Source organism: Arthrobacter sp. GW822-FHT05G07 (assembly GCF_058799755.1).
In genome coordinates this window covers 229,941-252,541 of the sequence record NZ_JBXALT010000006.1, presented here as the reverse complement: position 1 = coordinate 252,541, position 22,601 = coordinate 229,941, and the positions used below count along the sequence as shown (strand labels likewise).

General features: G+C 59.9%; 18 protein-coding genes. 11 read left to right on the top strand and 7 right to left on the bottom strand.

What is annotated here, in order from left to right; genetic code table 11:
- Window positions 1-823: 823 nt before the first annotated feature.
- The 9 genes from AC1RJY_RS12255 (at window position 824) to AC1RJY_RS12215 (ending at window position 10,717) form a co-directional block, all read left to right on the top strand.
- Window positions 824-1,258 (top strand): DapH/DapD/GlmU-related protein, encoded by a 435-nt coding sequence (locus tag AC1RJY_RS12255; RefSeq protein ID WP_498602385.1) that lies wholly within the window; start codon window positions 824-826, stop codon window positions 1,256-1,258.
- On the top strand, window positions 1,255-2,589 hold the full coding sequence (locus tag AC1RJY_RS12250; RefSeq protein ID WP_498602384.1) for an O-antigen ligase family protein: 1,335 nt from the start codon (window positions 1,255-1,257) through the stop codon (window positions 2,587-2,589). Before AC1RJY_RS12255 ends, AC1RJY_RS12250 begins: the two co-directional genes overlap by 4 nt.
- A gap of 8 nt (window positions 2,590-2,597) precedes the next feature.
- A complete protein-coding gene (locus AC1RJY_RS12245) occupies window positions 2,598-3,950 on the top strand; it encodes a lipopolysaccharide biosynthesis protein (RefSeq protein ID WP_498602383.1) in 1,353 nt (450 codons plus the stop codon).
- 136 nt (window positions 3,951-4,086) lie between these two features.
- Window positions 4,087-4,833: a hypothetical protein gene (locus AC1RJY_RS12240; protein ID WP_143711680.1), complete on the top strand. Its 747-nt coding sequence runs from the start codon at window positions 4,087-4,089 to the stop codon at window positions 4,831-4,833.
- A gap of 32 nt (window positions 4,834-4,865) precedes the next feature.
- Window positions 4,866-6,113, top strand: a complete 1,248-nt coding sequence (locus AC1RJY_RS12235; RefSeq protein ID WP_498602382.1) for a glycosyltransferase family 4 protein — start codon at window positions 4,866-4,868, stop codon at window positions 6,111-6,113.
- On the top strand, window positions 6,082-7,191 hold the full coding sequence (locus AC1RJY_RS12230) for a glycosyltransferase family 4 protein (RefSeq protein ID WP_498602380.1): 1,110 nt from the start codon (window positions 6,082-6,084) through the stop codon (window positions 7,189-7,191). The genes AC1RJY_RS12235 and AC1RJY_RS12230 overlap by 32 nt, the downstream gene beginning before the upstream one ends.
- 7 nt (window positions 7,192-7,198) lie before the next feature.
- Window positions 7,199-8,383 carry a glycosyltransferase gene (locus tag AC1RJY_RS12225; protein WP_498602379.1) on the top strand — a complete coding sequence of 395 codons (1,185 nt, stop codon included), beginning with the start codon at window positions 7,199-7,201 and terminating at the stop codon, window positions 8,381-8,383.
- Window positions 8,384-8,612: 229 nt separating this feature from the next.
- Window positions 8,613-8,894 (top strand): PqqD family protein, encoded by a 282-nt coding sequence (locus AC1RJY_RS12220; RefSeq protein ID WP_498602378.1) that lies wholly within the window; start codon window positions 8,613-8,615, stop codon window positions 8,892-8,894.
- Window positions 8,895-9,034: 140 nt separating this feature from the next.
- Window positions 9,035-10,717 (top strand): tyrosine-protein kinase domain-containing protein, encoded by a 1,683-nt coding sequence (locus tag AC1RJY_RS12215; protein WP_011776715.1) that lies wholly within the window; start codon window positions 9,035-9,037, stop codon window positions 10,715-10,717.
- A gap of 680 nt (window positions 10,718-11,397) precedes the next feature.
- On the opposite strand, the gene AC1RJY_RS12210 is transcribed toward AC1RJY_RS12215, so the two are convergent.
- Window positions 11,398-12,876: a sugar transferase gene (locus AC1RJY_RS12210; protein ID WP_498602377.1), complete on the bottom strand. Its 1,479-nt coding sequence runs from the start codon at window positions 12,874-12,876 to the stop codon at window positions 11,398-11,400.
- 458 nt (window positions 12,877-13,334) lie between these two features.
- Here AC1RJY_RS12210 and AC1RJY_RS12205 point away from each other — a divergent pair, with 458 nt between their 5' ends.
- On the top strand, window positions 13,335-13,994 hold the full coding sequence (locus tag AC1RJY_RS12205; protein WP_238324428.1) for a hypothetical protein: 660 nt from the start codon (window positions 13,335-13,337) through the stop codon (window positions 13,992-13,994).
- 1,075 nt (window positions 13,995-15,069) lie between these two features.
- On the opposite strand, the gene AC1RJY_RS12200 is transcribed toward AC1RJY_RS12205, so the two are convergent.
- The 6 genes from AC1RJY_RS12200 to AC1RJY_RS12175 form a co-directional block, all read right to left on the bottom strand.
- On the bottom strand, window positions 15,070-15,621 hold the full coding sequence (locus tag AC1RJY_RS12200) for a transcriptional initiation protein Tat (RefSeq protein WP_498602376.1): 552 nt from the start codon (window positions 15,619-15,621) through the stop codon (window positions 15,070-15,072).
- A 234-nt stretch (window positions 15,622-15,855) separates the two neighbouring features.
- Window positions 15,856-17,109, bottom strand: a complete 1,254-nt coding sequence (locus AC1RJY_RS12195) for an ATP-binding protein (RefSeq protein ID WP_498602375.1) — start codon at window positions 17,107-17,109, stop codon at window positions 15,856-15,858.
- A gap of 358 nt (window positions 17,110-17,467) precedes the next feature.
- Window positions 17,468-18,121 carry a GntR family transcriptional regulator gene (locus AC1RJY_RS12190; protein ID WP_014923285.1) on the bottom strand — a complete coding sequence of 218 codons (654 nt, stop codon included), beginning with the start codon at window positions 18,119-18,121 and terminating at the stop codon, window positions 17,468-17,470.
- A gap of 120 nt (window positions 18,122-18,241) precedes the next feature.
- On the bottom strand, window positions 18,242-19,237 hold the full coding sequence (locus AC1RJY_RS12185; RefSeq protein WP_498602374.1) for a transketolase family protein: 996 nt from the start codon (window positions 19,235-19,237) through the stop codon (window positions 18,242-18,244).
- Window positions 19,234-20,127: a transketolase gene (locus AC1RJY_RS12180; RefSeq protein ID WP_210065294.1), complete on the bottom strand. Its 894-nt coding sequence runs from the start codon at window positions 20,125-20,127 to the stop codon at window positions 19,234-19,236. The genes AC1RJY_RS12185 and AC1RJY_RS12180 overlap by 4 nt, the downstream gene beginning before the upstream one ends.
- A 62-nt stretch (window positions 20,128-20,189) precedes the next feature.
- Window positions 20,190-21,527: an MFS transporter gene (locus tag AC1RJY_RS12175; RefSeq protein ID WP_043806452.1), complete on the bottom strand. Its 1,338-nt coding sequence runs from the start codon at window positions 21,525-21,527 to the stop codon at window positions 20,190-20,192.
- Window positions 21,528-21,730: 203 nt separating this feature from the next.
- Between AC1RJY_RS12175 and AC1RJY_RS12170 the strand changes: the two genes are divergently transcribed.
- Window positions 21,731-22,573: a sugar phosphate isomerase/epimerase family protein gene (locus AC1RJY_RS12170; protein WP_210065293.1), complete on the top strand. Its 843-nt coding sequence runs from the start codon at window positions 21,731-21,733 to the stop codon at window positions 22,571-22,573.
- The last annotated feature ends 28 nt before the right edge of the window (window positions 22,574-22,601 follow it).

Genomic DNA, 22,601 nt, shown 5'->3' with positions numbered 1-22,601 from the left:
GTCGTCGCCCGCCAATGGTCTCCAAAGGCATCCGACAAGCAGGCGACTCTGCTTTGTCGGCGGCTCCGCTGAGCCTCGTCCGAAATTCCCTCTTATTCCCGTTCCTCCGTGGAGGTTCACTCGGTATTACGTGTGACAGCCGAGGCCATCTGCGTATGGGGGCAGAGAAAAGACAAACCACTCAGGCAACTCATGGCCTATGGCAAACGGGGTCGGTCGAGGCAAGCTCGGCGGAGTCCAGGCCCAAGGCGCTGATCAGGGAGGGGGCTGCCGACCGTGCGCAGCAGTGCGTCAGCACCCGTCAGTTGAAGCGCCCCAAGGGCATCCTTTTCCTGATACGCAGGTGGTCCGAGCATCCATACGTAATACCGGGTGGACCTCCACGGAGGATCCGTAAAGCAACAGTCCTTCGGTCTGCCCTCTGTGAGAAGTGCTGAGCAGCTTCCCTGTTCGAAGGGAGTGCTCGTGGAGGCGCCGGATGCCGCCGCGAATTGTCATTCTTTGTTAGCACAGCGGCTGGTCTCACCACTGAGAAAGCGGGACCTTTCGGATCTAGGGGGTGTGAGCCCCAACCACAATCGAGAGGTATCCGAATGACAGAATGCTGAGGACAAATGAACACCACGATGCGGGCGCTGGCATGTTCAGCATCAATTGCGGGCCTCGTCTATGCCCTGGAACACCACCTAGGATGAGTCGGCTGGATCTTGCTGGGTTTACTGGCGCCGGCTACGACAAAGGACGAGGACTACTCTGGCAAGCCGCCTGGTTCACCGCTCAGAATCTGGTTTTCCGCGCCTGGTGGTGCCCATCATCACTGCGTGTGCGCATTCTCAGGGCCTTTGGTGCATCCGTCGGACAAGGCGTAAAGATCCGCCATGGAGTCAATATTCATTGGCCGTGGAAGCTAACCCTGGGTGACAACGTGTGGATCGGCGTCGATGCTTGGATCCTTAATCTTGAGCCGGTCACCATAGGTTCCGATTGCTGCATCTCGCAAGGCGTCCTTCTTTGCACGGGTAGCCACTCATTCGACTCCCCCACTTTCGAGTTCGATAACGCGCCAATTGTGATTGGTGACGGTAGTTGGATTGGTGCTCGCGCAACGGTGCTGCGGGGCGTGAACGTCGGCGATGCTTGCCTGGTGGGAGCTTCGGCTTTAGTGGTTAAGGACGTACCACCTGGGGCGCGTCTCCTGGCGTCCATAGGAACCAGCAGGCCTGCGCAGACGGCCAAGGCAGGCGGGGAGCCGCTTTGAGCACGCTGATCATCTGGATAGGACTCAGCCTGGTCGTCAGCGTCGTCTTTGTTCGCCGCATGCATGTGGTTTTGGCTGCCGTCATCGTGGTGAGAATCTTGGTTCCCGGTGTGGTTCAGAACGAAATCATGCCCGGGCTTCATCCGTCGACATACCTGTTTCTCTGCTTTGTCCTCGTTCAGCTGGCATTTGCTCCAAGCATCTTCGGTCGGGTGATCCGTTCTGCCGGCGTTTGGCCTCAAGCAATTCTTGGTGGGATCGCAGCAGTCATGATGACCGACGTCGGAAACCCGGGCAGCGCAGGATTGTTGGATACAACCATGTTCGTCCTTGGCATCGTGTGGGCGCCATATTACGTCTTTGTGTTTATGCGATATTCACTTCGCTCAATACCGGGAGCAGGAAGATTTTTCCTGGTGACATTTACGCTTCTGGCACTCGTGGAAGCAGCGCTATCGCAATTGCAAGTGGCTACGGGCCGGACCATCGTGTGGGAAAGCGATTTTTCGAAAATCACCTATTTGACCGGCAAGCTATCCGAGCTTGGTTCCGCCATTGGCACCTTTGGGCACGGCATCCAAGTTGGTGTCTTTTTTGCCGCCACCATACCCCTTCTTTCCCTGATCAGATCAATGCTCCTGCGCTTCACGCTGGCGGCAGTCCTCCTGGTGACTGTGCCGCTTGCCTATGGCCGCATGGGCCTCATTCTCACCGTCATCGGGTTCGTCTTCCTTGTCATCAGTGGAGGCCGCAAGGTACTTCGAACCGTTCTTTTTGCCACGGTCGTATCCATAGCACTTTTGGCCAGTATCCAAGGAATAGCCGGTGAGAAACTCCTACAAAAGTTCGAAGACGACAACGGCTCCGCGGCTCTGAGAGTGGCCGCTTTCGACTGGTTTTGGGAACACACAGGAGAGTTCCTCGTCGGTGGCTATCCGGGAAGTCGGGACCTCAAGGGAGAAGGCACCTTGGGTTCCAGCCTGGAGAACGGCTACTTCATGATGGCTCTCATGTTTGGAATTCTTGTTGTAGCAGCGTTCTTCATCTTCATGGTTTACCTCCTTCTTAGCCAGATAGACATCAAGGAAAGGGAAAGCTGGCCGGGAGTTGCTTCTGCTGCCCTCATCACTATTGCAATAAATGGTTACAGCTCCATTGGCGGCAACTCCATCGACATCCACCTCTTCTGGTTTGTACTCGCCATGGCGAGCTATCGTTCCTCCCGCCGCAATCCTCGTGTGAAGGGCGATCCCTCCGGAGACTTATTAACTCGTCATATGGCCCCGGACGATTCACCTACCTTTCCTCCACGGCGGGTACTCACTAGATGAGCGCTCGGATGAGCCCTAAGACGGGCACGAACGTTGATCAAAAGCCAAGCCACGGCAGCAGAATCTTCTATGCAGTGGCGGGCACGGCGGTGACTCCTCTCATTTCATTGGCAACGGCTCCCATCCTGGCCCAAACACTCGGTGTTGAGGGACGCGGAACTCTTGCTGCCGGCATGGCTCCAATGCTCTTCGCCGTCGCCGTCGGAGCGCTGGGCATGCCGGAGGCACTGACGTTTTATGTTGCACGGCAGGCAAGAGGCGCCCGCAGGGCTGTACGGCGGGCGTTTGGCATCTTGACGTTGCTGGGTGCCGTCGCAGCGGCACTCGTAGCGCTGAGTGCCCCGATCCTCGCTGATGGCAATACCGAAGTCGAGCAGCTCATCATGCTGACGGCGATACTGACTATTCCCACGTTCTGGGCTTCCATTCCGAACAGCATCCTGGCCGGGACGCATGCTTGGAAGCGATCAGCCCTGATGGATTTCGCTCTCTCCGCATTGCGGCTGATTCTCTTGTCCGCCCTGGCCATGTCGGGTCTTTTGGTCCCCTTGACAGCAACAGTTGTGATGCTGGGGATTCCCTTGCTGAAGGGTCTCCTCACTGTGCCGTACCTCATCGAATACCGGCGAGGATACCGGAATGCCACGGCCAAGAGAGTCCGCCTTTTGAACTACGGCAGTCGGCTATGGGTCGGTTCATTGGCCGGAGTTGTCCTGTTGCGACTCGATCAGCTTTTGATGATTCCGCTTGCAGGTCCACTGCAGTTGGGACTTTATGCCGTTGCAGTCAGCTTGGGAGAGGTCCCCGCTGTGCTGGCCGGGGCGGTTCGCAACGTCGTATTTTCCTCGGACGCGGGAAGCTCCCAGGATCGCGAGCACACGGACCGTCTCCAACAGACGGCTCGTCTGACCTCAGCGGCGGCAGGCTTGGCGAGTATCGGCATCGGTGTCCTTCTGCCTTGGGCAATTCCGGTGCTTTTTGGCGCATCGTTTGGTGCCGCCGTCGCCGTCACTTGGGTAATCCTTGCGGGAGTCACCCTTGGTACCGCCGGTTCAGTAGCAGGCGCCGGATTGAGCGCTCGGGGGCGCCCGGGCCTCCGGAGCTGGGGAATGGTCATCGGGGCTATAGCCAACACGGCGGTCCTCTTGATGGCGGTACCCACGCTGGGTGCCATGGGAGCCGCCCTGTCCACTCTGGTGGGAAATGTTGTGGCCGGAACCATGAACGTCGTATGGCTGCGCGCACACTTCGGAATGGGAATTCGAGGCTTCTACGGGCTTAGATCCAGGGACATTCAGCTGGTCCTGAAGACGCTAGTAAGACAGACAGGAAAGAAGAAAGTACATGCCTTTTCCAACTAGTACGGGGCGCCATCTCGCCTTGGACAGTGCACTACCCAGAGTGCCTCGGCTGGTGTACAAAACAGCGCTGATCTCCCGCCTACGACTCCGGAATCGCTTCTCCCGGCGAGTAGTGACGGGAAGCGCGGGGGTTGCCGTGAGTATGACCTCCTATGGGCGCCGATTGGGAATCGTCGCCCATGCCCTGGAATCCATCGCGGCCGGCTCAGTGCTGCCGTCCCGAATGATCCTTTGGGTGGACGAGCCGGACTTCGACGTATCCGCGTATCCCATGCTCAAGCGTCTGGAACGCCGCGGACTGGAAATCCTGCGTTGCGAGGACCTGGGGCCGCACAAGAAGTACTTCCCGTATTGCCGCGATTTCGCTGACCATGGCCTGTCGCTCGCTCTTGCCGACGATGACCTTATGTACCCACGGCGCTGGCTGGAAATCCTCCTCCGCGAGTCAGGACACGCCCATGAAATTCCTGCCTACCGCGCTCACCGCATAAAGACCGACGCCGGGCGGATAACTATCGCAAACTACAACTCGTGGACACCGGCTCCCCCAGGTTCGGCCAGCCATGCCAACTTCCTCACAGGAGGAGCCGGGGTGCTTCTGCCTCCCCGGCTGCAATCGGCGATCCGGGACGCGGGGACTTCGTTTCGAGAAGTCGCACCGCGAGCGGACGACATCTGGCTGAATGCTTTGGCCATTCGCAACGGTTTCCGACGCCGGGTGGTTGACGCTGCCGGGCAACACCTCACGGTATACCCCCGATCACAGGAGCAGGCCCTGCACAACGAGAACGTGAGCGAAGGCAAGAACGACACCCAAATGGCTGCGGTCTTCGGTCCAGATGACATCGCTGCGGTCGCCGCCGACATCACCACCACGCCATGATGGGAGCCACGCGAAGCACGTCCTCCGGTCCCATGAAAACCGTCCTAGTACACCCCTTCGGGAACGAGAATGTCCGCCAAACCCTGACCGCGCTCAGCGAACACCGCCTATTGTCGGCTTTTATCACCGCGATCGGCTGGACAGAGCCTGAGGCGTTGTCCTGGCTCCCGCCCGCAAGGTCACTGGTTGAGCGGCGGCTGTTTCCCATGATCGAAAAACACCACCTGCATGTCACACCCACGAGTGAACTGATCCGCAATCTTCTCCTGCGTGCGCAGCCGGCAGCTTTAAGACGACTTGGCTCAGCATCGGGTCCGTTCTCCGCCCACTGGGTTGCCCAGCAGGTCGAGACCAAGGCGATCCACACCCTCCGCGGCCTCAATCAACCGGATGCCGTCTACGGATACTCAACCTTCGCCTCACGAGTGTTCAGTGCAGCGCGGGAACGCAACCTGGAAACCATCTTGGAAGTACCGCACGTTCATTGGGCCACAACCCGGCACTGGGCCGAGCAACTGGAAGGCTTGGCACCCGGATGGGCAATCACGGCGCGCCAGGACCTAACCCGTAGCAAGGTCCATGGCATGGAAGACCTTGAGCTTGCCTTGGCAACCCGGTTGATCTCACCATCGGCGCAGGTCACGGAGAGCCTACGTGCGGCTGGCGTAAAGGGCCACATCAAGGAGATTCCCTACGGTTGTCCTCAGGTTAGCCCCGGGCAGGCCCCTTTAAAATGGGATGGCAACGGGCCGCTCAAGGTCTTGTTCGTGGGCCGCATTGTTGGCATGAAGGGGATCGCGGACGTGGTGTCCGCGGCCAAGGCCCTCTCTTCCGCCGTGCACGTTACTGCCATTGGCCAACTGCCTGGCGAGACTTTCCCTGCCCTTGAGGACATGCTCGGAACGGTGGATTATCGCGGGACCATGCCGAGGAGTGAAATTCTCGTGGAAATGCGAAAGCACCACGTGCTGTTGCTACCAAGCATTGTTGAAGGACGTTCCCTCGCGGCTTTGGAAGGACTGAGCCAGGGCCTACCCGCGGTGGTCACGGCCGGAAGCGGCGTTGACGACCTTGTGGCCCAAGGTGCCGGAGCTGTAGTGGATCGGTTTGCGCCAGACCAGATCGCCGCCGAACTCCAACGGTTCGTGGATGATCCTGGACTGGTTCAAGAGCGGAGCGCCAAAGCGTTGGAAATCGCCAGAGCATCGGGATGGGAGCCTTTCCGCGAGGGAGTTGCACAGTTTCTACATGAAATTGGGAGTGGTGTTCGTGGCCAATAGCCCTAAAACCCTGCAGCGTCGGCTGAAGATCGCCTTGGTTGCGCACGTGTTCTATCCGAGCGTTGGCGGAGTGGAGATTACCTCTGACATTCTTGCGCGTGGATTCATGAGGCATGGTGCTGAAGTCACAGTCGTGACCAACACACCGGAGCCCACCGAGACCCGGGCTTTCCCTTACGAAGTCATCAGGCGGCCGTCCCCACGCCACCTTTTCGCATTGATGAAAAGTGCCGACGTCGTCTTTCATAACAACCCAGCCATCTCGCTTTGGTGGCCTCTGGCGCTGATGCGCAAGCCCTGGATGGTGACTCTCAGGATGTGGGTGAGCATGCCCGGGCAGAAACTGTCCTCTTTGCAGCGGCTCAAATACGCCGCCAAGTACCGAATAATCGGGCGAGCGGATGTCATTGTGGCCAACAGCAAGGTTCTGGCGGATCATGTTGAAGGCGACGTTGAGGTCATTCCGAACAGCTATCGCGACGAATTCTTCTCAGTTCTCGACAACGAGGTACGCGATCCTTTGGGAATCGTCTATCTAGGCCGTCTCAGTCAAGACAAAGGCGTTGACCTGCTCATCGAAGCAGCAGCGGATCTGGTCGGAGACATCGACGGCGTCTCACTCACCATCGTGGGTGATGGAACTGAACGTGAGCACCTAGAAAAGCTCGCCGAATTGAGCGGCTTGGGCAACGCGGTGAAGTTCCTGGGTTCCCAAGGCCCGGAGGAGTCCAACCGGGTTCTGAACCGGAACTCCATCGTCGTTATCCCCAGCCGGATGCCCGAGCCTTTCGGAACCGTGGCCCTTGAGGCTGCAGCTGCGGGGTGCGTTGTGGTCTACGCAAATCATGGCGGGCTCCCTGATGCGGCGGGCGAGCAAGCAGTGGGCTTTACACCACTCGATCCGACGTCGTTGAACGGCCATCTACGTGCATTGCTCAGCAACCCAGAGGACGTCGCTGCACGAGGAAGAGACGCCTTGACCCATGCGGACAAGCACAAAGAGAACGTCATGGTGGACCGCTATTATGCGGCGATCGAGCGCACGCTAAAGGAGTCCGGACGTGGCAGGAAGCAATAGGAATTCAATGAAAATCGTCCAGGTAGTAACTCTGGTGAGTCCGGACGGGGCCTACGGAGGGCCCGTCCGGGTTGCGCAAAACCAGTCGACGGAACTTTCAAAGCGCGGACATCAGGTCCAGATATTCGCAGGTGCACGCGGGGCCGTGGACCCGTCGTACTTCGGTCCAGGTGTGCAGACCCGACTTTTCAAGGCTCTCCGAATCATTCCCGGTACCGGGTTTGCTGGGCTCTCCGCTCCCGCGATGTTGCCGTCACTATGGCACGCGCTCAAGGATGCAGATGTTGTTCACCTGCACCTTGCTCGTGATTTGGTGATGCTTCCGGCCGCCCTCCTTTGCCTGATCCGACGCAAGCCGTTTGTGGTCCAAACGCACGGGATGATTGACGAGTCCAACAAGAAGCTTGCGAGGATCCTGGACACGCTGGTGACACTTCGGGTTCTGCGATCCAGCAAGCGATGCTTTTGGCTGACGCCCGAGGAACGGACTTCCCTTGTAGGACTTTTAGGCGACGGTCACGGACCACTCGAACGACTCGTCAATGGTGTCCCTCCGGCTGACGCCGCAGCAGGCAAGGAGGGAACATCCTTAGAATTTCTATACCTTGCGAGGCTGCACAGACGAAAACGGCCCTCAGTGCTTGTCGAGGCCGCCACTCTACTTGCCAAGACAATCGATAAGCCAATAGAGGTGGCCTTCGTGGGGCCGGACGAAGGCGAGGAGCCTGAGGTCCGTCGCCAGATTCGAGCCTCGGGATCGTCTACGTGGATTCGGGTTGAAGGGCCGCTGAAGCCCAGTAGCACCCTTGAACGGATGAGAAGGGCGTCCGTGTACGTGTTGCCGTCAATTGACGAACCGTTCCCCATGAGCGTGCTGGAAGCAATGTCCGTCGGTGTCCCGGTAGTCGTGACGGACAGTTGCGGGCTTGCTCCGTTCATTGCGGAGTCCGGAGCGGGGATCGTCTGCGACTCAAGTGTCGAGGGCCTTTCCGCGGCCTTGCGCCGTTTTATTGAAGAACCAGGCCTACTAGCCTCCACGTCGGCAGCCGCCGTCGGACTGGCGAGGGAAAAATTCTCCATGGACGGTGTCACCAAGCAGCTCGAGGACGTCTATCGAAGCCTGAGCAGCTACACCACCGGGCGGCCTTCCTCCAGGGAGCATTCGGTCGAGGGACCTGGGGATTCCCCATAGATACTGACAATGCCGAGGACAACTACGGAGAGCCATCTGACCAAGGACACGGAACTGGCATTGATCAGCTGCCCTCAAAGCAGCCCCTGTCAAAGAGTTCTCTGTGCTCCCTGTCCGGATTGACTACAAGCGCGGGCCAGGGATCGGTTGAAGCGCGTCCCCGGGTGAGCCCCGGATTCCAAGGAACAGGTGCAACGAAGTGAATCAGTTCTGGCACAGGGCTAACGCCGTGGCTGAAGTCCCGACGTTCGGCGAAGAGCGCTTGGCCATCTTGAATCTGGAACGAGGCTCGCCCCTCGTCCTTCTGGGGTCGGCTGCTGCGATCTGGGAGCTCATCGATGGAACACGTACCGAAACCGACATTCTCAAGGAGTTGACCAGCGTCTACTTGGGAGCGAATGCACATGCCATGGCAGAGCAGGTTCGGAACTTCCTGTCCGAACTTTCCGCCCATGGCCTTGCTGCGAGCAGCGACACGCCCTCTGCCGGGAAGACCGACAGGGCGGGCTAGAGGTACTGAGGTCGACCGCAATTCAGGTTCTCAGTGCTCCGTGCCATTACCGAGACTGAAACTGTACGTCTTGGAATAGTACGCACCTGGCATGCATGGAGAGGACCACACAATTGCTGCAGGACGATAAACCTCAAGGGATGTCAGGCAATGACCTCCTTTCCGTAGTCCGCTCACATTGGCTCGGGATCCTGCTCATCACGGTGTTGATGGTAGGAGGCTCGTTGGGGTGGTATGTCCTTCAGCCCAAGGTCTACGCAGCTGAATCAAGCGGCATAGTGGTCACAGCCGGAGCCGAAAACCTCGGCATGTCCCTTGCAGGTGACAGCCTCGCCAAGTCCAAAGCCAAGGGCTACCAGTCCGTTGGAGAGTCCATTTTGGTTGCTGAAAGCGTCATCAAGACCTTGGCGTTGCAGCAGTCGGCCTCTGACATCACAAGATCAATCAGCGTGAGTGTTCCTCTCGATTCAGTTGAGATCCGGATCACCGCACGATCATCTGATCCCCAGACCGCCCAGAATGTAGCTGATGCGTGGGTCGCTGCATTGGCGGCGCAGGTCTACGAACTGGACAAAGAAAATGCGAGTCCCGGGACAGAGCCTGTCACCAAGATCGTCCCGTTGGCCAAGGCCACCCTGCCTTCGGCCCCAATTTCGCCGCTTCTTACAGCCACCCTGGGAATTGGACTGGCTGCAGGGTTGCTCATTGGCCTGGGCTACGCCCTCGCCCGAAACCACTTCGACCGCAGGATTCGCGCTTCCGGCGAAATCGAGCGGCTCTTCGGCCTGGCCGTTGTGGGTACCTTGCCGCTGGACAAACGGCTCAGTCAAAAATCGAGCGTACTCGAAAACACGTCGGGAATTCACCGCGTTCCTGGCGGCCATGCCATGGCGGAAGCGCTGAGGGAACTGCGCACCAATTTGACCTTCATTGATGTGGACAACCCTCCCCGCATCCTGCTGATTACCAGTTCCCTGCCTTCCGAGGGCAAGAGCACAGTGACCAGCAATCTTGCTGCGACCATCGCCGCCGCCGGCAATGACGTCATTGTTATCGATGCAGACCTTCGCCGCCCCACGGTTCATCAAGTTTTCGGTGTTCTGCCGGACGTTGGTGTGACGGATGTTCTCTCAGGCCGGGCGTCCATCGATGACGTACTTCAGGAGTGGGGTCCCAATCCGCGCCTCCGGATCCTCACTGCGGGTCGTATCCCCCCGAATCCGTCCGAGCTACTTGGTTCGCGGGCCATGGAACACCTGCTCAAGGATCTGTCCCAACGAGCCATCGTTCTCATCGACGCGCCGCCGCTGCTCCCTGTCACAGACGCAGCCGTACTTTCCCGCGTCGCAGACGGCACGCTTGTGGTTGCCAGGGCGCGCAAGACAACCCGGGACACCCTGTACAGGGCACTCGGCAACCTCACGCGTGTTCGCGGACGCGTGCTGGGGGTCATTCTCAACTGCGTGGCGACCAATGGACCAGGCGATCTCAACTACGGCTACTACGGAGCATATGGGAGCGCCGACGACGCACAGGCTCCAAGTCCACGAAGCTTGGGTACTAGCCGAATGTCAGGTCCCGGACCGGCACAGCCCGCCCTGGGAGGGCAAGGTTTCGAGGCAAGTTCAACGTGGCCTGACCCCGTGGAATCTGCTGAAGTTACCTCGCAAGCGACGCTGTCCGGTCTTGACGGGACTTTGACCGCCGACCACGCAAGCTCCTTGATTGAAAGTCCGGACGCTTCAGCATTTTTGGACCCCGTGAGCCAATGGCGTTCCCCAGCGGACGGAGCGCGAGGCCGGCGTTCGGCCCCTCCCCGCTAAGAGGGACCTCCCCGCTAAGAGGGACTAGCCGGACCGGAACATCGGCTGATTCACAACTGAGTCGGTTCCAGCGTCGTGCGGCTGTAGCGCACTGTCAGGATTCGACGCTGACCTGACCCATGAATGCTTAGGGCGATCCAAGGTGCTGCGCTGAGCTCGGAGCCACAGCCGCAAGGCCCCGGTGAATCTGGTCGACGCGACCCTTCACGGCACTGGGCGAGCAGACCCTCTCCGGTATCGTTTCCCGCACGACGCCGCTCTCCTCGGCCTCGCCCGGTGCCGCTGCGACGTCATCTACTCAACGCTCAAACACGGCACCTTCTGCGGGGAAGCACCTCCCACGCCGCTGACCAAAGCATTGGGGCACTCCCCGAGCCTTACACCTACTTAGGCACTAACTAGTTAGGTGCTACTAGACAGGTACAACGGGTAGATAGGTACAACGGGCTCGCCGCCCTCGCGTCCGGTCGACAGCATCGGTTGCCGGACTACGCGGATGGAGTGAGAGGGATCCTGGCGTCTTCCACCAGATGACCTGTCAATGCCCACAGGCTGTGACTCTCCGCTTTTGTATCACCAGTATCTAGGGCCGGCGGGTCTCCAACACGGGTGCCACACCCTCCGCAGCAGGGCTTCAGTGAATGCCCTCGCCGCGGCTCCCAGTGAGGGGGAGCGACGACTCAGTAGGCACCGTCTTTGGCAAAGACTGCTCTAACGGTTCGCAGGAGATAGATCAGGTCTTGAAACATCGACCAGTTCTCCACGTAGTAGAGGTCCAAGCGAATTGAATCATCCCAGGAGAGATCGCTGCGCCCGCTGACCTGCCATGGGCCCGTGAGACCGGGTTTGACCAAGAGTCGGCGGTGGGCAAACTCGTCGTAGCTTTCCACTTCCACTGGAAGTGGCGGACGGGGACCCACCAAACTCATGTCGCCCATGAGCACGTTGAAGAGTTGGGGCAGCTCATCAATGGAGTACCTACGGATGAATCGGCCCACTTTGGTGACCCGAGGATCATCCTTCATCTTGAAGAGGACGCCGTTTCCCTGATTCAGTTCGGTGAGCCGGGCCAGTTGCTGCTCGGCATCGACCACCATGGATCGAAACTTCAACATACTGAAGACTTCACCGGAACGACCTATGCGCGTCTGGCGGAACATTGCCGCCCCTGAGCTATCGAGCTTGACCAACATTGCAACGACGCACATCGGAATCGCCAAGATAATGAGTAGAGCCAACGACGCGCAGATATCGAATCCGCGTTTGGCTACTGCCTTCAGGCCTTCCAGGTTGGGCGTGGTCACGTGGATCAGGGGCAGTCCGGCCAACTGCTGCATATGGATGCGGGGGCCGGCAACGTCGGTAAGGGCAGGTGCCATAAACATGCCGATGTCGCGGGCGGTAAGCGTCCACCCGAGTTGCCGCAGCGTGGGAGGGTCGACGTCGGCGCCGGATATGGCCACAGAGTCCGCGGCAGCAGTTTCCACCGCTGCCAGGATTCCCTCCAAGTCCTTGCCCTTCCCGATGACAGGCAGCTGGAGGTCTTCTGGCCAGGACTCAGTAGCATCGGAGGTGGTCAGATACGCTGCAACAGGCTGATAACCCGCAGCTGGATAGGCCCCGAGTTGCCGAGCAAGATGGGCTGCACTTTGGGCCCCTCCAACCACAAGGACACGGCGCAGATGCTGGCCGGACTTCCGCCGATGAATCAAGTCTTTCCGCAAGGCCCAACGGCCGATGAGCAGGCTTACGATGCCCAACGGCAGGGCCACCGCCACGTAGCCTCTGGCTGTATCAAGCTGGAACACGTACGAGACGAGGGCTATGCCTCCGAACAACCATAGTGAGGCTGTGGTCACCCTCCGGTACTCCTCAGTGCCGAAGCCCTGTATTCGAGGTTGTCGGGTCCCTAGGGCGCCCAGGCCAACCCACCATAAGACGTCAAGAACCACACTGACCAGAGGATAAGGCGTCGCCACCGACCCAATGTCCAAAGATTGGCCATCCAGTCCGAAGCGAAGGAGCTCGGCGATAGCAACAGCCCAGGTGATGCAAAGAAAATCAACGAGCAGCACCCTCACCCGTCCGTCATGCTCAAGCACGTCCAGCTTGTCATTGGCCTGCCTTGAAGGGCTCACACTGTGGGTGGGTTTATTCATCAATGTCAACACCAAAGAATCTCATGAGGCTAGCTGATAGTTCCGGTAGAAGTGAGGTCCCGGGTTCCGTTTGAACCACCACTGCAGGAGCCCAAACGGGCATGTACACGCTGCACCATTGCCAACGGAAAGACGCCTGAAGACGCAAGGGAGGTTGCCATAGTGGCCTCTCGTACTCGGTGATTCCGTACTTCTGACAACAGCGGGGTTGCTCCGCCTGTCTGATTATGGAAGGGCCCGCGACACGAGGCGATCTGACTGCTCCCAAAGTACTAGGGGTGGGGAACCAAGGTCAGTGTGGTCACGGCGCGCTCTTGCCCCTCGCTCCAACACTGAGCCCGCGCATTAGGGGCCACTGATAGGGCGCCGGAGCGGGCTAGTTTACTCATGTGTCAGATCAACATCACCTTACGGCTGGCGCGGGAGAAACCTGGGCTTGTGCATCGAACGGGGGCAAATTGGGAGCTGTTGCATACACCTTTGATGTCGATTTCGTCCACAGAAATCCGATCCTCTCCACGGCAATAATGTCCGAGTGGAAGACCAGTACCGAAGCCGCAACGCTGGGGAAGTTCTATAGCTCGTGGTCAGCCTTTTCGCTTGATCACCCAAGAGCTGCTCACTGGATAGCCCTGGATGCTTTTTTTGATGATGAGGTGCCCCTTCCACTTAAGGTTCGCACCATCGCGGCAACCGGCCGACGCTGCATTGTGTTGGGAAGGGTTAGCCCGGTTCAACGATCTGCGCTATCCGCAGAGGGTGCCGTTGCAATTCTGGATGATGACTGGACAGCTGCTGAGATTCCCGGGCAGATTGAAGCCATTGTGGTTGGGGCAGTACCCGTCCTTCCAGCACAGTCAAGCATCGGAAGTAGGCTCACCGACCGTGAAATCCAAGTACTGGAGCTCTTCGCGCAACGCAGGGCTTTGACAGCTTCGTCTTTGGCCGCAGCACTTGGACTCCGTACCACCACCGTGCGAGGTCATCTCTTCCGCGGCCGTAGGAAGCTCACTGCGGCCGGCCTCAAGTGTGCCACGCGTGGAGAACTTGCCAACGCACTTCAGGAAATTGGGTACAGCCACACGGACGCTCAGTGGCATGCCGCTGGGAGATGGTGAACCAGCAAGGGACGCTGGTGAGCCATGACAATGGCGAACAATCGACATGGTTCCCTGGTGGAGCTCAAGGTCGGCTTCCAGATGTGCGCACTGATCGCAACAGGCGGTAACAACCTGCCACTTAGATGTCTGGCCATCTACCCTTAGACCGTCGCAGCAGCCTAACCGATCTCAGGATTCCTTTGACGCGCTTTCCGTCGTTTCCGTCGGAAGGTGTGACCGATATGTTGTTCTCAGTGGAGCCATCCGCAAAGTCAACCCCGAGGCATAGCCCTGTAGGTTCTGCTTGCCAGCACCGTATTTTCGCCCCTCCGAATTGCGGCCGTCTACTCGTCAGTGGGACGGAGGCGCCGATCGCGGCGCCGGCATTCGCAACTCGACCCACTTGCCATTCAAATGCCGGGGCTGGGTTGGGGGCCCTGTCAGGCATCCACTCGAGCCGGTCTCTGCGGCCGGAAACCTGTTAGGACGGCCTCGTCTGCGGCCTCGTCGGATGCTTCAGGCAGCTGCGGGTCACAGCGGAGGCTATCGCCAACTACGAGCAATCAGATGTGCGGTGACACGCTGATGGTGCAGCAGCTTCATCGGATCAGTGCTGGATGTCAGCGCAAAGCCGCTGAGAGGAATGCGCTTGGAAGGGCGTCGCGTAGACAATCCCGCGGCAGGGGTCTTCAGGAATCGCGGATCTACGGCAATAGCAGCGAGTAGCGGCATCGGCTCTTGGGCGGCGGAGTCCTTAATGCATTTCAGCTATGCCCTGGCGGAATCCAGGCTGAGGGGAACTTATGGGCTGATGTGGGCGGCTGATTAAGAATGCGCGCAGTAACATCCACATGGCTTGATGGTGCGGAATAGCGGACTGCACATGGCCCGCGTTCGCGGGGTCGAACTTCCCATCCGGCGCGAATACCGAGACTCGGACCTGTGGGTGGAGAACGCGACCCACGGGTTCGACACGTGGGGGGAACCCGTAGGTACGCTCTCTTCCAATTCAGGGGCAATAACTATCCCCTTGACCCGGCATGGTCAGTTGAAAGCGTCCACTGACCAAACCGGGGGACTATCGTTTCAACTTCTAGTCGCTTGAGCTCAGAACTACCTTGATGACAGACACCGTGGTGGTGCCGTTGTAGGTCACCGTCACGGTCATGGTAGCGGTAGATGGCACTTCATCAGAGCTCAGGTTCTGTGTACTCACTGCAAAGAGTGCAACACCATCAGCGCCCGTGACACTCGAGGCATTCCGGCTCTGATCTTCCTCGGGGCCGTCATTATCCGGCGCCGGGTACTCGTAGATACCCAGGACGTCGCCGTCCTCATTCTGACCTGAGACCTGAACGGTGACGCTGGCCCCGACAATGGGGTTGCCGTTTGCGTCCGTTACCGTGACGGGGAAGTCGTACGCCCTTTGATCCGCATCTTCTTCATTGCTCCCATAGTGGTGGTCACCCTTCCAATCAGTGATGACGGTTCCGGGTCCAGGCGTCACTACGACAGGAGCGAGTGAGGCGGCGACCGCCGGAGTTGCGGCAGCTACTGCAATCAGTGGAATGCTCCAAGCCGTGCCGATAACAACCTTACGTCGGTTGATATCCGGATTTTTTATCTTGCCTTTATCCAAGGTCATCGTTTGCTCCTTCAAGCCAGTCAGCGCGCTAGCCGACTGAAGTAAATTTGAGGTGGAAATATTGGTGCAAACGGAACTTATCATTGTGCTCATTTGGCACAGTTTTCACTGCTTGGAATGTACTACACGATGTTCTGCTGGATAACGCACAACTGCTCCCGGCGTCGTTCCGGCTTAGCGGCCGCCCTCGGCACCGCCACAACATGCGAGGGTTACCCGCTTCGGGCCCAACCACTAGGCGGCTATCAGAAGGCCATGGGCCTGAAGTTCCTCCACACTACTCAGCAAATGGGACTCGTAACCGGTTGGGAGTCCTATCCGGGGCGCGATCCGCATGGCAAGGCCGTCGATGTCGCAGGGAGTTGCGAGTGCGTGCCAGATCGCCGGCCCTACACCGGATAGCCGGACTACCCCTTCGCCGGTCATGACAATCAGTTCTGACCCATCTCCATCTGCCAGCGGAATCTCAACGGCGTCTATCAGCTCGGCTCTCTTGAGAAGCACGGGGCGATCACCGTCGTCGCACCCATGTCGTTCGGGCGGCTGCGTCCCCTCCCCCAGGACTGACGTCCACGTCTTGGAGATGGCTGGCCGCTCAAGGAGCGCGGGCAAAAGGACTGCCAAGTCTCCCGCCTCGCGGTAAGTCACCCTGACAGCGCCACCCGTGGCGTCCAGGATCTCGCAAAGACGTCTCAGCGGCTGGTGGACGTCACCCAACGATGAGGTGTGCGGTGCCAATTCGATAATCGCTTCCGCATGACCCAGCGCGGTGACCGTGGGCACGCTGGCGTCCGGATTTCGGTCCAACAGGACCACTGACGCCAGCGTCGGCTTGGCCGGCGCCACGAGTAACCCAAGTTCGTCGGGGCCGATCTGATGCTTGGGAGCGGCCAGATCTTCGACTATCACGGAGAGTGGCTTCGCGTACGGAACGATCACGTCCGAGCCATCAACAGCAACGGTCTCATCTGTGACGTAGCCCAGAGCAGCGCCGAGGCGTCTTGTCGCGGTGGTCTTTCCCATGCCCGAACGGCCTACGAGGGCAACGGAACGGCCGGTTTTCCGATCAGCCAGTGCCGCGGCATGCAACATGACCAAGTCACCCCGGCCGGCGGTGATGCCCGCTAAGGTAACGGCGCTTGTCAGTTCCGATGCGAATTCCTTGAATGTACGGCCGGTTACGATGGCGGCGCCAACAGCCGAGGAGACCGTTGCCCGAAATGGACGTTCTCCCGAGTGGGCCAAAACTGCCGTCGGGATTTTCTCGGGACGCGGCATCGACTCGCCCGGAAGATCGAGGCAGCGGGACCAGGCACGCCGCAGCTCCGTTTGAAGGTCCTCGGTCACTCCCGCATGCAGCACCACGGAGACCTCTGCCCCCAGGACACGGAGACTTAATTCCCCCTGTATCGCATCCTTGGCTTGTTTTCCTGCCAACTCGACCCCTGCAATTATTTCGTGATTGCTCTCCGCCGACCCTGTAGTCATCGTGGTCCTCCTCTTCCTGGAAGTGGCCCTTTACTGAGGGCTTCAGCCCAGAGACCACTTACGGCGCACGCGCGGCGCAGTCAAACAGTACATCGGCCTCTTTGATTGCTTGCAATCAATATCACCAAATGATGCTGGCTGCATGGAAATCACTCAGCAAGGGCATTAGTCGGGACCACGTAGAAGCGAAAGGAACCTTCCACTGATAGACGGTATGGGCCGCATATAGTCAGGTTCTGGATTCAATCAAACGGCTTGCTACTTCAATTTCCAAAAGGGCACACATTTTTCCAGTGCAGCTTTTAGTCCACATAGATCAAATCAAGACAAGCATGTCTTTCAGCGAACCAGGGTAAATCTAGCCGACCAGGTTTTCGGCCGCGACGTCCATGTGGGCGATGATCGTCTCCCGCGCTTTCGCAGCGTTCCCGGTCTCAATGGCGGCCACAATGTCGTGATGCCGCCCGACGCTCATGTTCCGGGTGGCGCGTTCCAACCCTGCGAACATGATGGACATCCGGATGGAGCCCTCCAGTGATTCCCACGAGTGCAGGAGGGTTTCGTTTCCGGACAGGCGGCAGAGCGTGCGGTGGAACTCCAGGTCGGATTCGATCCGCTCCTCCAGCGAGGACTTGGCAGCCTTTTCCATAGTGTCGACGGCGGCACGCAACTCTGCGAGCGCGGCGTCCTTGTCCGGCATGTCACTGAGGGTCCTGGCGGCCAACGATTCCAGAACCCCGCGGACTGCGAAGATGTCCCGGATTTCCTTGACGTCCAGATGCCGGACGGACATACGGCCCCGTGCTCCCGCGGAGATCAGACCTTCTTGTTCCAGCTGGCGCAGGGCTTCACGGAGGGTGCCGCGGCTGATTTGCAGCATGTCCGAGAGCTCGGTTTCCACGAGGTGCCGCCCGGGTTCGAGTTCACCGCTGGTGATCGCGGTCCGCAGCGCTGCGAGTGCTTGTTCACGCAGGCTCTTCTTCTCAAGTCCCAGCAGGGATGCGGTGGCCATGATGTGTCCTCGGTTCTATGGGCAACTGCTGACAGTCCGGTGTTAACAGTTGATACTACGGGCAGGAGTGCGGGAGGAGCATTACATCCCCTTCCGCACTCCGGCCGGAAAATATGAAGCTCAGCCGAGTTCCGCCAGCACCTTGGCCACTATCCGGTCCACGGACAGTCCGTAGCGCTCGTGCAGCGTCGGCAGCGCACCGGCGTCGAGGAATTGGTCCGGAAGCGCGATGGGAACCACGCGCTTGCCGAGACCGGCGGTGACGACGGCGGACGCAACAGTTTCGAACAGACCGCCGACAACGGTGTGGTTCTCCAGCGTGACAGCAAGCCGGTCGGTGTTCAGCTCCGCGAGTACGGTGGCCGAGTCGAAGGGTTTGATGGTGGGCGTGTGCACCACGGCCACATCCACGTTATGGGCAGCCAACGCATCCGCGGCCTGCAGCGCACGCATGGTCATCAGGCCGGAGGAAACGAACACCACATCGTTGCCGCCACGGAGGACTTTGGCTTTGCCGAGCTCGAATGTGTAGTCGTACTCATCCAGGACCGTGGGCACGTTGCCGCGCAGCAAGCGCAGGTACGTGGGCCCATCGGAGGCCGCAAGCTGGGGAACAGCCTGCTCGATGTCCACGGAGTCACAGGGGTCCACGATGGTGAGGTTAGGCATGCCGCGGAAGATCGCCATGTCCTCGGTGGCCTGGTGGCTGGGTCCGTAGCCGGTGGTCAGGCCTGGGAGCCCGCCGATGATATTGACGTTCAGATTGGGCTCGGCGATGTCGAGGCACAGGAAGTCATACGCACGCCGGGCCGCGAACACCGAGTACGTGGAAGCGAACGGGATCAGCCCGGTCTCGGCCATGCCTGCGGCCGCACCGAACAGGAGCTGCTCGGCCATTCCCATCTGGAAGAACCGTTCCGGGAAGGCCTTGGCGAAGATGTGCATGTCCGTGTACTTGCCGAGGTCCGCGGTCAGGCCCACGATCCGGGAATCAGCCTCGGCGGCTTTGACCAGCGCATGCCCAAAGGGAGCGGAGGTGGTTTTTTGGCCAGGATCAGCGAAGGACGCGATCATGGCAGAGGTCTTGAGCTTTGCTTTGGTGGTAACTGTGCTCATGCTGAAGCCGTCCCTTCGTATCCTGCGGTCAGCTGTTCGCGGCAAATCTGCCACTCGTGTTCTTCGATGCGCATGAAGTGCGCCTTTTCACGGGTTTCCAGCAACGGCACGCCGCGCCCAACCTTGGTGTCGCAGAGGATCACGGACGGCTGTCCGGAAGCAGCCGAGCGCGCCGCGATGTTGTCGAATGCTGCCAGCAACGCACCGACGTCGTTCCCGTCCACGCGCTGGGTGTACCAGCCGAACGATTCCCACTTCTCGGTGACCGGTTCGGTACGGAGCACGGTGTCCGTGGCGCCGTCGGCCTGGAGGGCATTGATGTCCACCATGGCCGTCAGGTTGCCGAGCTGGTGGTGGTGCGCACCCATTGCGGCCTCCCATGTTGAACCCTCGTCGAGTTCGCCGTCGGAAAGGAAGTTGATCACGCGGGACGCAGAGCCCTGAAGACGCAGGCCAAGAGCCATGCCGACGGCGATGGTCAGGCCGTGGCCCAGCGAGCCGCCGGAGATTTCCATTCCGGGGGTGTACGTGGACATGCCTGACATCGGCAGGCGGGAATCGTCGGAACCGTAGGTTTCCAGCTCGGCTACCGGAACGATTCCGGCTTCGGCCAGTGCCGCGTAGTGCCCGATTGCGTAGTGCCCGGTGGAGAGCAAGAAGCGGTCGCGGCCCTCCCAGTGCGGGTCTTCGGCACGATATGTGAGCTGGTCGGCGTAGACGGCGGCCAGCATGTCTGCGGCGCCGAGCGCCTGGCCAACGTAACCCTGGCCTTGGACCTCGCCCATGGTCAGGGCGTAGTGGCGGATTCGGTAAGCGGCGGCGCGGATGCGGTCGACGCGCTCGGGCGTGGGAGCGGCCACGGGTGCCGCTTCAACTGATGAGAGAGTCACTGGTTTCCTTCCGGAGTCCGGCGCGTACCGATGGGGAGAACGCGCCGACGTCGAGGGGTGCTTTAGGCGTTTATGGTCTGGGGAGTTTTGCTGGCGGCCTCTTCGGCAAGCTCACGCTCACGCTTGCCCCAGGTTTCCCGGGTGATGAGTGCTGCCCACAGGCCGATGGCTGCGTAGATGCTGAACAGCAGGGCCGGTCCCATCCAACCCATGCTGACGAACAGCAGGGTGGTGATGAAGGGGGTGAAGCCGGAGACCATGGCGGAGATCTGGTAGGACAGCGAGGCGCCGGAGGAGCGGGTCTTAGCTTGGAAGAGCTCAGGGAACCATGCCCCTTGGGCGCCGGCCAGGGAATTCTGGCAGACAGCGTAGGCGATGACGATGGTGGCGATGATCAGGAGGAACATTCCGGTGTTGACCAGCATGAACATTGGGATGCCGAACACCACCGCGAAGGCCGTGGACCAGATGTAAACAGGGCGGCGACCCACGCGGTCCGTCAGTTTGCCCCAGTAGTAGGTGGCGAAGATTCCGATGCCCGCGGCGATGCAGAGTGCCACCAGTGTTTCGGTCTTGTCGGCCAAATTGTTGGTGTGCAGGTAAGAGATCATGTAGGTCACGGACACGGCGTAGCCGGCAGTTTCAGCGATGCGGAGGCCGATGCCCCGGACGATGTTGCGCCAGTCAGTCTTGATGACCTCAACGATGGGGGACTTCACGATGTCGCCCTTGGCCTTGACGTCCTCAAACACAGGGGACTCGGGAACCTTGGAACGGATGATGAGGCCGACTGCCACCAACACGATGCTGGCGAGGAACGGTACACGCCAGGCCCATTCGCTGCCGAGCCCCACGCTGCTGAGGAAGACGAGGTTGGCGAGCAGGAGGCCAACGGGGAAGCCGGCCTGCACGATGCCCGTGAACTGCCCCTTCTTCCGCCATGGTGCGTGCTCGTAGCTCATCAGGATGGCACCGCCCCATTCAGCACCGAAGGCCAGGCCTTGGATGATGCGGACCAGGACTAGGAGTGCTGGAGCGAGCAGCCCCACTTGGGAGTAGGTGGGGAGGAGGCCGATGGCGAAGGTTGCCAGCCCCATGAGGATGAGCGATGCCACGAGGACGGGTTTGCGGCCGAGCTTGTCGCCGAGGTGGCCACCGATGATGCCACCCAGTGGACGGGCAGCGAAGCCGACGCCGAGGGTCGCGAAGGAGGCCAGGGTGCCAGTCACCGGGTCAGCACCCGGGAAGAACGCTGTACCGAAGTACAGAGCGGCGGCGGTGCCGAAACCGATGAAGTCGTAGGTTTCAATGACTGCGCCAACGCCGGAACCGACGGCGACGCGCTTTGCTTCCTTGGTTCCATGAACCGGACCACGCATGGTCAGAGCTTCATTGCTCATAGTGTCTTTCCCTTTCAAAAGTGCGGCGCATCTTCGGCCACCCCACTGTCGACAGTCAACATAATACGTCAACTGTGACCGAGGACACCAGCAATGTCAACAGTCAACTTCGAAGGTTGACTGTTGACAGTCAACCCCGATAACGTGGTGTCCATCACTAAGGTCCCTCTCTGGCGAGGGCCCCAACTTGAGGATCAACGACGATGTTTCATCAACGACTGGGCTGCTCGTCCATCAGCTTCCGCCACCAGGATCTACCCACCGCCCTGCACACCATGCGCGGCCTCGGCTTCGAGGAAATCGATCTCGGCGCGCTCCCGGGCGTCTGCGACCATGTGCCGTACGTACTGGACGCCGAGGCAGTGAAGGCGGTCGCCGCCGTCGTCAATAACTCAGGACTGCGCGTTCGTTCGGTCAACGGCGACATCGGGAACCTGAACGCAACGCTCGACGCCGGTGCGCAGGAAGCGCGCGAACGGCACCTAGAGATGCTGCTCACCTTGGCGGCCAAGACTGGCGCTGACGCGCTGGTACTCCCGTGCGGCGCTATCGACCACGATCCCTTGCAGAGCCTGGAAGAAGACATCGACGTTGTAGCAGCCCAACTGATTCATGCCTCTGTTCGCGCCAAAGAGTTCGGCGTCGAGCTGTGGACCGAATCCCTGCACTACTACCGGCTGTGCTGGAACACCGAACGCGCGCAGCTGCTCGCCGACCGGCTTGCCGGCTCCGACGTGGGAATCGTCATGGACTTCAGCCACATCGTCGCCTCCGGCGGCGACCCCGTGGACTTCGTGGACCGCTTCGCCGCGCGCGTAAAGCACGTCCACCTGCGGGACGCCGTGCCAGCCACTGACAACGAGCCGGGAAACATCAACCTCAGCATCGGCAACGGCAAGGCCGATTTCACTGCCGGACTCGCAGCGCTGAGGGACATGGGCTACACCGGCCACTTCTCCCTGGAACTCGAAACCCGGGACGTCACCCACGAAGAGCGCCCCGCGGCCGCGGCAAAAGCCGCCAGCTTCATCACAGACCTCATCTAAACCGCGTCATCTCAAATTCAAGGAGCAC